Below are 11,683 nucleotides of genomic sequence, written 5' to 3'. Positions count from 1 at the left end.
AGCACCGCCTTTCATCGCCCTCATCATGAGACATAATCGCCGCTGTAGCTGATCAGCAGGGCATTCCTGACACCGGTAATATCCGAGACGGTATTGACGAATCCGCCCTCCTTGTCATCCAGCCGCAGCTCCAGTGTCAGCTCGATGTTGCCGGCGGTTACGGTTTTTTGCTTCATATTATACCGTTTCACCGATTTGTTCAGATGGCTGTGAATGGCCTTCTCGCTGTCGTCACCGTCACAGTTCACTACGAGCAGGTACGGAGTCTCTACCGAAGAGCGTTTAATGAACAGGAAGAGAATCAGGCCAATGATAATGGAGCCGATAATCGCCAGCGTGAAGAAGCCCGCACCAGTCACAATCCCGGCAACAGCCGCCCAGAAGAGGAAGATCAGATCGGTCGGATCTTTGATCGGAGTTCTGAAACGGACGATAGACAGGGCGCCGACCATCCCGAGTGACAGCACAAGGTTTGAGTTAATCGCGATGATAACAGTGGCGGTAATCATAGTCATGCCCATCAGGGAGACGTTGAAGCTTTTGGAATACAGGACGCCGCTGAAGACCCGCTTGTAGAGTATGTAGATGAAGAAGCCGATCAGAAAAGCCACGCCGAGCGTAATCAGAATCTTGGAGATGCTGATATCGGAGACGAAATTATCGACCACCGAGCTTTTGATCATATCCGAAAACGTTGTCGCCGTGTCGTTCGTGCCTTGTGCCGCCGCTGCGGCCAGTGTTGCTAAAGTGCTCATTTCAATAATCCTCCCAGGAGTTGGTTTTTAGGAATTTCCGGCAAATGACGTATTTGGAAGCGGACTGCCGGTTCAGCCCTTCAAGCTGTAGCGCAATTTTGATATAATCGGGCAGGTATTCATCGAACTTAACCTCGAAAATAATAAAGCCCTCATCAAGCGCCCGCACCGGCCGCAGCTCCTTGTCGAAAATATCGACCGCATGCAGCCCTGTACGCAGCTCCTTGTCAAATGTAATCCGCACGTTCCCGCTGTGGCACACATAAGGCTCGCGCACATAATCGACGATCACCTTCGGGCGCAGCAGGTTATGCCGCATCTGGTCGTACAGCTCCATAAGCAGCGGACTTTCCGGTACCTTCAGCACCTCATAGTTGCCAGCCATTATCTGGTTGTACATGCCGCGCGTCAGCGGTTCTTTGATTTTGGCGATATAATCATCCATCTTGATTTTTTTCTCGAAATGAATGACATCATCCTGCGTGTTGTAGATACGTATGCGGTACTTGGCCCGTTCGCGCAGGCCGCCCAGCTTATCGGACAAGGCTGTATTGTTCATATCATCGAAATACAGGCTGCGGATATGGTACTCACCGCTCTGATTGGCGTTCTGGTCCGTATCCATCAGGCTCCGCAGCCGCTGGCGGATAATCAGGTATTGATGATAATTAATGAAATATTTCAGCTCGTGCCGGAATTGCAGCTTCTGGTTCATTTCACACCTCATTTCGTTCTCGGGTTAAGCTTCGTCTGGCTGCTGATCCTAGTGTAAGGGACGCACCTTATGATTTTCTTAAATTAAACTGAATGCCAGCTGAATGTTTTTACACTGCGTTAACAAATCACGGCGAATGTCAGGTATTTTGTTAACCTGGTGTAAATTTGACTTAGGGCTCTGCTTGGGTCTATCTTGAAAGGAATCGCAGGCTGCGCATCAGCACGCAAGAAGAGGACGGTGTGGAGGGAGCACATGAAAGACATGAAACTGTTCATCATCATTGGGATTATTGTTGCCGTGCTGATTGCACTGGCGCTTGGAGCAGAGCGGTTTAGAGCGCTGCAGACCGCAGAGGGCGGAGCAGATGACTCAGGTGCCGTGTTTGATCTGGTCAGTACGGTTAAGGGGGATGCCGCCACAGGCCGGGCGTTCACCTGGTATACCGGAGATGCCGGAGCGGACGGATGGCTGGAGGTAGTCCGAGGCGGGGCTTCCGCTTTTACCGGAGGCGATGTCATTCAGGTTCAGGCAGCCAGCACAACAATCAAGACGGATTCCGGCAAAAAAGGCGTGCACAAAGCCGAGATTACCGGACTTGAACCGGGCACACGCTACAGTTACCGGGTCGGCAGCCGGACAGAAGGGCTATGGAGCCCAACTTATGAGTTCACCACAGCGGAGGCCGGGAGTGAGCAGGTGACTTTTATTAACGTTACGGATTCCCAGGGAAGTACCGCCGCAGACTTTGCCGTTTGGGGCGATACGCTGGAGCAGGCGTTCAAGACCTTCCCGGCCGCGCAGGTTATCGTGCATAACGGGGACTTAACGGAGGATCCGGAGGATTCTGCGGCGTGGAACAGCTTTTTTGGCAATGTTCAAGCGCTAATAGCGAGGGTGCCGTTGATGCCGGTAACGGGCAATCATGATGAGGTAGATGGAGAGGCGGAGTTGTTCACTTCACATTTCAATCTGCCGGATAACGGGGCGAAGGGTTCCATACCGGGGACCTCCTATTCGATCGATTACGGGCCTGTCCATGTGGCGGTGCTGAATACGGAGAGCAATCTGAAGAAACAGAGTGACTGGCTGAAGAAGGATCTGGCCGGCACGGATAAGCCGTGGACTATCGTAGCGATGCACCGCCCGGCTTATGGCGGGAATATGTACAGCAAGGTGGAGGACTGGACGGAGATTTTTGACAAATATAACGTCGATCTTGTGCTGCAGGGGCATAATCATGAATACTCCCGGTCCTACCCGCTGCGCGGCGGCAAAATCGTAACAGAAGGAGCAGATCCTGCTGCTGCCACAGGCGGAACGGTCTATGTCGTGACGAACGCATCCGGGGCCAAGTTCAATGAGAAGAAGGAGGACCAGTTCTACCATAAGGTTCATTTCCAGAATCATCAGCCGATGTTCGCGGGGATTACAGTCAGCGGGGATACATTAACTTATCAGGCCTATGATACCAGTGGTAATAAGCTGGATGAGTTCGTGCTGAGGCACTAATTATAGAATTGAGTATACGACATCTACAGCCCCTTCTCCTGATTTGTGGAAAAGAGGGCTGTTTGCCGTTTCGCGAAACTTGAGCTCCCGGCAACATGCGGCGGCACCGCTACAGTGTCTGCCCGCTGTCCACAGTAATGATCTGTCCGGTCATAGCCTCCTGGGCAAGTGCCGAACAAATGAAGACGGCGATATCCTCAGGCGCGGCTATACGCTGCAGCAGGAGATTCGGGGCGAGCCTGTGCATTTGCTCTTCCCGTCCGGCCCACCACCGGGTTGCAACAGCTCCCGGAGCAACGCAGTTCACCCGGATCTCCGGAGCAAGCGCACGGGCGAGCGACCGGGTGAGCCCGTGAACCGCTGCCTTGGATACGGCGTAAGGCAGGGATGAACCGTTGCCTGTGTTCCCGGCAATGCTGCCCAGATTGACTATGGCACCTTGCCCGCTGCGCTTCATATGCGGAGCAACAGCCCGGGCGCAGAAGAACATACCCTTGACATTCACTCCGTATAATTCATCCCAGACCTCGGGAGTGACAGCCTCCAGATCATCCAGCGGGATATGCTGCGTGATGCTGGCATTATTCACCAGCAGGTCCACGGTGCCGTAGGTTTGAACTACATGTTCAACCATAGCCCGGACCTCTGAATCCGCTGATACGTCTGCTTGAACCGCGATTGCCTGCCCGCCCTGCGTATTAATTTGCTCTGCTGTTTCCCGGGCTTCCGCTTCTGAACGGGAGTAAATAATGGCAACCTTAACTCCATGTTCAGCTAATGCCACACTTGTTGCCCGCCCGATTCCTGTACCCCCGCCGGTCACAATCGCTACTTTTCCGCTTAAGCTCACCATAGCTGCACCTTACCTTTCATTTATGGTTCTGTATAGAATTGTATTCGGATTATCCGGTTTTGTATAATTGAATGAAATGAATATTCAGTTCATAAATATTGAATTTAGCATAGTGAATGAATGGAGGAACAGGAAAAAATGGACTTTAAAACCTTAAAAACCTTTCAGGCCATTGTACATACAGGAAGCTTTAACCGTGCTGCTGAAGAGCTTAATTATGCCCAGTCTACAGTAACGATGCAGATTCAGAAGCTTGAAGCAGAGCTTGGGGTTCAACTGCTGGAACGCGGCAAACAACAGGTAAGCCTTACCGAAGCCGGACGGCTGTTCCAGGAGCAGAGCCTGCAGCTAGTGAAAGATATGGAACGGCTGCAGAATAGTCTGACAGAGCTGCAATCCGGCGGGGCCGGGAAGGTCCGTATCGGGGTGACTGATCCTACAGCCAGCTGCCGTCTGCCGCAGCTATTGCAGAAATTCATGACAGCGAATCCCCGGATAGAGCTGTCTGTAGAGATAGCCGGCACGGCGGCACTTTGCGGGCAGTTGCTGCGCGGTGAACTCGATCTGATACTCTGCTCGGCACCGGATATCGGGGCGGAGCTGTATTTTGAGCCGCTGTTTACCGAGAAGTTCACACTGCTGCTGCCGGAGGGGCATCCGCTTGCAGGCGAACCGGAGATTCATGCAGATCAGCTGCGCGGACACCGTCTGCTGATTACGGCAGCCGGTTGCCCTTACCGCAAGAAGCTGGAGAGTGTGCTGCAGGAAAGCTCCGGTCTGCCGCTTAATACGATGGAAATCGGCAGTATGACTGCCTTGAAATTCTATGTGGAGAGCGGGCTCGGGATGGCTTTTGTACCTGAGATTATGCTGCATCCGCTTCCGGCGGGTACAGTTGTGCGGAAGCTGTCAGGTCCGGCTATTGATATGAGCTGCGGAATCGCCTGCCGGACTAGCGATTATCCGCTGAAGCCGGCCAGCTTGAAGCTCTATCAGTTCCTGAAGCAGGAGCTGCCGGGCAGTAATTTTGGTACATAAGGGAACCTTTATCCGGCTGCGGACCAATATAGAGTGAAATCAAGGCAGAGAGGAGAGAATCAGATGACAGACGAAGAGCTTCGGGACTGTCTGCAGCGTCTGAAAGAGGGAGACAGGGAAGCTTTCACAGCGCTGCATAACAGTATCAAGCAGCAGGTGTTCGGGACGGTCACCCTGCTGCTCGGCAAGCCGGGGGATGTGGCCGATGTAGTAAATGAAATCTATATCGAGCTGTTCCGCAGCCTGCCGCAATATGACGGGAAGCGGCCCTTCCGGGCCTGGCTGAACGGGATGATCGTCCGGCAGTGCAGCAACTGGAACCGGAAAAGCTGGCGCCGGCTGCGGATCCAGCTCCGCAGCAAGGAGAATGCTGCAGAAGCGGTTTTTCCCGGGGCAGATACCCGGCTCCTGGCGCAGGAGCAGCGCGGGGAGCTGCTGCAGCTGGTGGCAGAGCTGCCTGCTAAGCTGCGCAGTGTGATTGTCCTGCGCTACTATAGTGAATGCAGCTTCGACGAGATCGCAGCGGCCCTGGATATTCCGCTCGGGACGGCGAAGTCGCGGCATCACAAGGCACTGCGCAAGCTGCGGCAGAATGCCGGATTCACGGAGGAAGATGAGCAGAAGGGGGAATGGGCATGTCTATCGAAAGTCAATTGAAAAGGGAGTTCGCAAGCTTCAAGCAGAATACAGTTATGCCAGAGCAGCTCGAGACGCGGCTAGCCGCAAGCTTCGGGCAAACCTATAGACCTGAGAAGAAGCGGAGAGCTATAGGACAGCTGCGCGGAACGGCAAGAATTGCCGTTATCCTCTGCGGAATTATGCTGTTCGGCGGGGCGGTTTATGGTGCGGAAAGGTTATGGGCGGTTACATACGGGACTACCGGAATTCATGTGAATGTTAATTCAAAATATAATGAGCCGGAAGCCTTCGGCAAGCAGACCCGTCAAGTTATTGAAGATATTCAGTCCCAGCTTAGTGTCAATGAATCTGCTATGCTTTATGTGTCTGAGCCAAGTGGCGGTTATAACATGCTGATGGTAAACCGTCCGCAGCTGTTCACCGATATAAAGAGCTGGAAAGAGTCAGTAGAGCCGGTTACTGGAAAGCTGGCTATCCCGGATGTTTTACCGGAAGGATATCATTTTGCCCGGGGGATGTCAGACAGTCTAATTGGGATTACAGATAACTCCTGGTTGAAGAAATATACGAATGTGCTAACCAAACGGCTTAAGCCGGGCGAGCATTATGCCTGGATCAAGAGCTTCAATGTACCCAACCAGCTTGCCGGGACCGTAAGCCCCCAGCTGGTATACGAAGGATCTAAGGGGGGGCAGGATTCAATCATTGTCACGTATTCACCGAGCGGTCCTGATGCGCAAATAAGATTCGATGTTACGGCGGCTACCAAGGTTGAGGAATTTAAGGTTAATTTTACTGATGCTCTCTATGTTGTAAATCAGCAGTCGTATGAGATGAGCAGTACCGGGTATTATGCTTGTATCCGCTGGATTGAGCTGCGCAAAGACAAGGAGAAGAACATCCTGCATGAGGTGCGTACAGAATCGCGCGGGATATCAAAGGAAACCCTGCTGCAATTCGCGGAAGGGCTGCGCTAACGAATTGTACAAACCCCTATAACACGTATAAACCTCTATTATTGATAAGATCATCAATAATAGAGGTTTATACTGTTACCACTATACCCATGTTATGCTCAGACTCCTTATCCTATCCTTGTACTCAGCCGGGTAGAAATCGTCCGAGGCGGCAGTAAATTTGCCTATCCTGCTCTGTTTCTTCCTCTCTCATTCATCCTCTGATCACGGGTTTATGGGTTGTTCAGCTTTGGAGCTTTAAGAAGCTCACACCATTTCGTGTTAGGGATCAATTGAAAGCTTAGAGCCAGGATCAAAGATATAGTCTCAGATCTCAGGAGGTACAGCTGCTAAGAGTGACTGCCGGGTATACATCCGTGCATCCTCTTCTTACTGCAGTGTATATTTCCTTGAGCTGATACCTGTATTATACCGGGAACCGCCGTTTGAGTAAAAAGCTGAATACTTTAAATTTAGGGATATTTTCAGCCGGATTGTTATGTAAGCGCTGTTATACTTCCGTTTTCTTGGTTTTTTGCTGTATAATTTACTCAGTTATTCTTACATCCGTGAGTAAAGGGGAGAAGATATGAGGCTGTTTGGAATGAAGGCAGAGAAGACCCGCAGCGGGCTGATTAAGTCTTTTTTAGAGGATAATTATGTGAGTCCAGGGTATCCGGGCATTGGTGACCTGGAGAACAGGGGCAGGGAAGAGATTATCATCAAGCTGGCTACGGCTGGCGGGTATCAGGGCCAGGAGCTGGAGGAGGCACTTGATAGTCTGCACCTCTTCGTGAATGTTATGCAGGATGGCGATTATGTGCTGACAGCAGACGATGAATGGGTGTATCTTGGTGACCTGGGTGATTATTTCTATATTGACCTGCACGACAGTCCGGAGGACGGAACTGCCCACCGCCGCGGAGTCACCTGGCTGAAGAGCCTGCCCCGCACGGAGGTGAATCCTGCAATCGAAGCTCTGCTTCATGCAGAAGCTGTAGTCACCCAATATACAGGAGTGCTGCCTGCAGCAAAAGTGGAGTTGTGGCTTGCAGAGCAGACTGCTCCCGGCGGTGCAGAAACAACGCAAGCTCATGTAAAAGTAGACGAGGCCACGATAGCTGAAGCGCTGGCTGTGCTTAAGGAAGCTTTGCATAGCCCCGATGCTGAGCGGCGGGAGCGTGCAGCGGCAGCGATTTTGCAATATGCGAAATAGGGCCAGGCGGTTACGGTTGAGCAACGGCTGTTCATGTTCATATGCTATACAACAAGAGGGTCTTCCGGCTGATTGCCGGAAGACCCTCTTATACGTTGCCAGTTGACAGCCGCGACTTAAATGAACTGTACGAACTCATTCACCGGCTTGCGGTAGCCGCGAGGTCTGATCTTGTGCTTGTTGTCTCTGCCGATCGTAATCAACATCACCGGAACGAAATTGTCGCCAAGGCCGAGCGTCTGCTTCACCGCTTCCGGGTCGAAACCGATCATCGGGCAGGTATCCCAGCCCTTGTCCTTGGCAATCAGCATGAACTGCATTGCCGACAGCGAGGCATTGCGGATCGCTTCATCCCGCTGGAACGCATCATTGCCAATATATGAGTCGTTGATCGACTTAATCGTACGGTCAAAGTCATCTTCACTCATTGCACCCAGCATCTTAAGCCCGCTATAGATTTCAGGTGCCTGCAGATAGGCGTTTTTATCACCGAGTACAACGATGACCGCCGAAGCGGTATGGATTTTGTATTGGCCGTAGGCGTCCTTGCGGATCGCTTCCTTGACCGTCTCGTCGCTGATGACCTTGTAATGGGCGTGCTGCAGGTTAAAGGCTGATGGGGCAAGACGAGCCAGCGAGAACATCTCTTCGAGCTCGGCCTGCGGGATCTTAATGCCTTCCACGAAATTCATAGCTGATCTGCGTGATTGAACCAATTCGGAAAAAGTACTCATAATAATGATTCCTCCATTTGTTGTATGTATAGTGGTTAGTATTAATAAACTGATAATATTAATAAATTAACTTACTATAAGTTACTTGCTAAAAATATCACATTCATCTGTTGCCGTCAATAAGGAAAACTATAGTAATTGTGAATTTTTGTTCAAACAGTCGAGATAATTCGATTTCGAGAGAAAAGAAGTGAATATTATCACAAAACAAAGCTATAAAGGGGATGTCTTTGTGACATTTTTAACAATTGGGGTGTTATAATAATCACATAGTATGTAAAAGAAGATCAACTGTAAGTAAAATAGCCAGTGTAAAGGAGACTTCGTTATGCCAGAAACAATTATGGAAACGCCTGTGGAACAGGAGAAAACAGCAGCCGGATCGGGAGAAGACATTCTGCAGCAGCTGCTGAAGCCGGAGGTCCAGGAATCGCTGAACCTGCTGATCGGACAGCTGCCGCAGATTACCCAATTAGTCAGCGTACTGAGCAAATCAGTTGACTTCGTGCAGTCGGTTGCCACAGATGAAGTGCTGAAGAATGATACGGTAGGTGCGATTAAAGAGCTGGCAGGTCCTGTAGTAGGTTCCGTCAAGAATATGGCGGCTACAGTGATAGAAGCGAAGGACCGTGCGGATGCCAGCAATGAAACGGTAAGCCTGTTCGGCATGATGAAAATGATTAAGGACCCGCAGGTGCAGCATGTTCTCCGGTTTATGAACGCGTACCTGCAGGTCAGCGGCGAACGGCAGTCCGGCAAGTAATAACTTTTAACACTTACAAGTAAGGACGGAGGAAATATAATGTCAAAACATATAGTTATTCTGGGTGCGGGTTACGGCGGTCTGCTGAGCGCTTTAACCATCCGCAAATATATGAGCAAGGCAGAAGCCAGAGTGACAGTGGTCAATCAGTATCCGACCCACCAGATTATTACGGAGCTGCACCGGCTTGCCGCAGGCAGTGCTTCGGAACAGGCTGTTGCAATGCCGCTTGCAAAGCTGTTTGCCGGTAAGGATATTGATCTGAAGATTGCCAAGGTGGAGTCCTTCTCCGTAAATAACAAACAGGTAATTCTCTCGGACGGCGTAATGCTGACCTATGATGCCCTTGTTGTTGGTCTGGGAAGCACCACTGCCTTCTTCGGTATCCAGGGGCTGGAGCAGCATAGTATGGTGCTGAAATCGGCAGCGGATGCTAACCACATCCGCAGACATATTGAAGAGCGGATCCGCGAATATGCGTCGAGCCGTAATACGGCAGATGCAACGATTCTGATCGGCGGCGGCGGTCTGACCGGTGTGGAGCTGGCGGGTGAAATTGCCGATGAGCTGCCTAAGCTGACTAAGAAGTACGGGGTAGACCCTAAAGAAATTCAGCTCATGCTCGTTGAAGCTGGTCCTAAGATTCTGCCGGTTCTGCCGGATCATCTGATCGAGCGGGCCACAGCGAGCCTTGCGAAGCGAGGCGTCCAGTTCCTGACCGGACTTGCCGTAACGAAAGTAGACGGTCAGACGGTTGATCTGATGGATGGCCGGCAGATTACAGCCGGAACCTTCGTATGGACGGGCGGGGTGCAGGGCAATCCGCTGATCGGTGAATCCGGGCTGGAAGTGAACCGCGGCCGGGCAACCGTTAATGAGTTCCTGCAATCCACCTCCCATCCGGATGTTTTTGTGGCTGGAGACAGTGCAGTGGTATTCGCACCGGACGGCCGCCCTTATCCGCCGACAGCCCAAATTGCCTGGCAGATGGGCGAGCTGATCGGATATAATCTGTTCGCTTATCTGAATGACAAGGCTTCAGAAGCTTTCAGTCCGGTAAATTCCGGGACGCTTGCCAGCCTGGGACGCAAAGACGGCGTGGCCATTGTAGGCGGTAATTCAACACCGCTCAAGGGGCTTCCGGCAAGTTTGATGAAGGAAGCCAGCAATATCCGTTATCTGTCGCATATTCATGGATTATTCAGCCTGGCTTATTAATTGCTGCTTATTTCTTACTATTTTATCTTGAACTGGAGAGCTTCCTGATTTCGCAGTACGTCGTGCCCGAATTGTAAGTTACAGGTGGCCTGCTATGGGACTACCGCTCATGTTATAACTGTAATTTGTACAACTATAACGCTTCATTCCTGTGCAGGAACATTTTTAATTGCACAAAATGCAATTATTATTCGCAATTGGCTCCACGCTGCTTCTAAAGACGCGGTGCTTGGCCCAAGGCGGCTGTCAAACCTCTTGCTGGATTTGAAGCGAAATACACTTTACTGGCTCGGGCGTAAAGATTTTCAGTTCAATTTATATCCAGAGATTTACCCAATCCCCTTTAACGGCAGTTACAGCCGCTAGAGGGGATTTTTGTGTTAAATGGCATAGTGAAATATTTTAAAGGGTTTTAAGCTGGAAATATCCGGGCATCCGGATGTATAGGTATCAGGAGGTCGAGATGAAGTATCATAATGAGAACTATAATTGGAAAGTTACGGATTCCGCTGCCTGTACGCCGGCTGTTGTTTTCATCTCCGGTCTTGGGGATGGAGGTGATTCCTGGAATGGGGTACATGAGAACATTTCCCGGTTCACTTCGGCGCTGGTCTACGACCGGCCTGGCACCGGGAGAAGACCGGTGATGACTGAACCCCGGTCCTGCCAGAATCTGGTGCTGGAGCTGCATGAGCTGCTCACCCTGCTGGACGTGCAGCCGCCGTACATTCTGGTCGGGCACTCCTTTGGCGGACTGGTTGCCAGGCTGTTCGTATGCTGCTACCCTGCTGCAGTAGCGGGACTGGTTCTGGTAGATGCAGTAGCTGAATATAAGGAGCTGACCTTCACCAGGGTGCTTCCTCCGCAGCATGCTGCCGCATGCAGGGAGTCGTTGCTGAACCCTCTGCTCAATAGTGAACACATTGACAAGCTGCTTAGCTATAAGCAGGTTTCTGCTGCCAAAGCTGCAATGCCCGGGGATATTCCATTGTCGGTAATCACGAGGGGCCTGCCGGATGAAGCGGATGCAGACTGGCCGGCCCAAGCCATTCTCGAGATTGAGCAACAGAGCCAGGCGGAGTTTCTGGAAATGTCAGCCGTAAGCCGGCAGGTCATTGCCGCAGGCAGCGGCCATTATATCCAGCGGGCTGAGCCCGGCATTGTAATAGAAGAAATTATGCGGATATTAGCAAGTCGTCAATCTAATTTGACCGCAAAGTAGTGGATATATGCTGAACTGTTTCGCCTAAGCCGAATTTGTCCAGATTTTATATTGCTCAAGTA

12 protein-coding genes are annotated in these 11,683 nt (G+C 51.3%); 8 read left to right on the top strand and 4 right to left on the bottom strand.

Annotation, left to right across the window (positions count from 1 at the left end; translation table 11 throughout):
• Window positions 1-23: 23 nt before the first annotated feature.
• Together LOS79_RS11535 and LOS79_RS11530 are read right to left on the bottom strand one after the other, a co-directional pair.
• Entirely contained in the window at window positions 24-755 is a 732-nt protein-coding gene (locus LOS79_RS11535; protein ID WP_315419601.1) for a DUF4956 domain-containing protein, read from the bottom strand.
• A gap of 1 nt (window position 756) precedes the next feature.
• A complete protein-coding gene (locus LOS79_RS11530) occupies window positions 757-1,470 on the bottom strand; it encodes a polyphosphate polymerase domain-containing protein (RefSeq protein WP_315419598.1) in 714 nt (237 codons plus the stop codon).
• A 255-nt stretch (window positions 1,471-1,725) separates the two neighbouring features.
• Here LOS79_RS11530 and LOS79_RS11525 point away from each other — a divergent pair, with 255 nt between their 5' ends.
• Complete coding sequence (locus LOS79_RS11525) at window positions 1,726-2,982, top strand: purple acid phosphatase family protein (protein WP_315419595.1); 1,257 nt, start codon at window positions 1,726-1,728, stop codon at window positions 2,980-2,982.
• 109 nt (window positions 2,983-3,091) lie between these two features.
• On the opposite strand, the gene LOS79_RS11520 is transcribed toward LOS79_RS11525, so the two are convergent.
• Window positions 3,092-3,835, bottom strand: a complete 744-nt coding sequence (locus tag LOS79_RS11520; protein ID WP_397386749.1) for an SDR family NAD(P)-dependent oxidoreductase — start codon at window positions 3,833-3,835, stop codon at window positions 3,092-3,094.
• A gap of 138 nt (window positions 3,836-3,973) precedes the next feature.
• On the opposite strand from LOS79_RS11520, the gene LOS79_RS11515 reads away from it, so the two are divergent.
• From LOS79_RS11515 to LOS79_RS11500, 4 genes are all read left to right on the top strand, one after another.
• On the top strand, window positions 3,974-4,873 hold the full coding sequence (locus LOS79_RS11515; RefSeq protein WP_315419592.1) for a LysR family transcriptional regulator: 900 nt from the start codon (window positions 3,974-3,976) through the stop codon (window positions 4,871-4,873).
• A 63-nt stretch (window positions 4,874-4,936) separates the two neighbouring features.
• Window positions 4,937-5,530 carry a sigma-70 family RNA polymerase sigma factor gene (locus LOS79_RS11510; RefSeq protein ID WP_315419589.1) on the top strand — a complete coding sequence of 198 codons (594 nt, stop codon included), beginning with the start codon at window positions 4,937-4,939 and terminating at the stop codon, window positions 5,528-5,530.
• Window positions 5,509-6,489, top strand: a complete 981-nt coding sequence (locus LOS79_RS11505) for a hypothetical protein (protein WP_315419584.1) — start codon at window positions 5,509-5,511, stop codon at window positions 6,487-6,489. Before LOS79_RS11510 ends, LOS79_RS11505 begins: the two co-directional genes overlap by 22 nt.
• A gap of 568 nt (window positions 6,490-7,057) precedes the next feature.
• A complete protein-coding gene (locus LOS79_RS11500; protein WP_315419582.1) occupies window positions 7,058-7,684 on the top strand; it encodes a hypothetical protein in 627 nt (208 codons plus the stop codon).
• Between the two features lie 116 nt (window positions 7,685-7,800).
• Here LOS79_RS11500 and LOS79_RS11495 read toward each other — a convergent pair whose 3' ends face one another.
• Window positions 7,801-8,418, bottom strand: a complete 618-nt coding sequence (locus tag LOS79_RS11495) for a nitroreductase family protein (protein ID WP_315419579.1) — start codon at window positions 8,416-8,418, stop codon at window positions 7,801-7,803.
• A gap of 328 nt (window positions 8,419-8,746) precedes the next feature.
• On the opposite strand from LOS79_RS11495, the gene LOS79_RS11490 reads away from it, so the two are divergent.
• From LOS79_RS11490 to LOS79_RS11480, 3 genes are all read left to right on the top strand, one after another.
• On the top strand, window positions 8,747-9,181 hold the full coding sequence (locus tag LOS79_RS11490) for a DUF1641 domain-containing protein (protein WP_315419576.1): 435 nt from the start codon (window positions 8,747-8,749) through the stop codon (window positions 9,179-9,181).
• 39 nt (window positions 9,182-9,220) lie between these two features.
• On the top strand, window positions 9,221-10,399 hold the full coding sequence (locus LOS79_RS11485) for an NAD(P)/FAD-dependent oxidoreductase (protein ID WP_315419573.1): 1,179 nt from the start codon (window positions 9,221-9,223) through the stop codon (window positions 10,397-10,399).
• Window positions 10,400-10,862: 463 nt separating this feature from the next.
• Window positions 10,863-11,621, top strand: a complete 759-nt coding sequence (locus LOS79_RS11480; RefSeq protein WP_315419570.1) for an alpha/beta fold hydrolase — start codon at window positions 10,863-10,865, stop codon at window positions 11,619-11,621.
• The last annotated feature ends 62 nt before the right edge of the window (window positions 11,622-11,683 follow it).

This window comes from Paenibacillus sp. MMS20-IR301 (genome assembly GCF_032302195.1).
Lineage (GTDB): Bacteria > Bacillota > Bacilli > Paenibacillales > Paenibacillaceae > Paenibacillus_AQ.
Note: the sequence above shows the minus strand (reverse complement) of the source record. Positions and strands in the feature narration are given on the sequence as shown.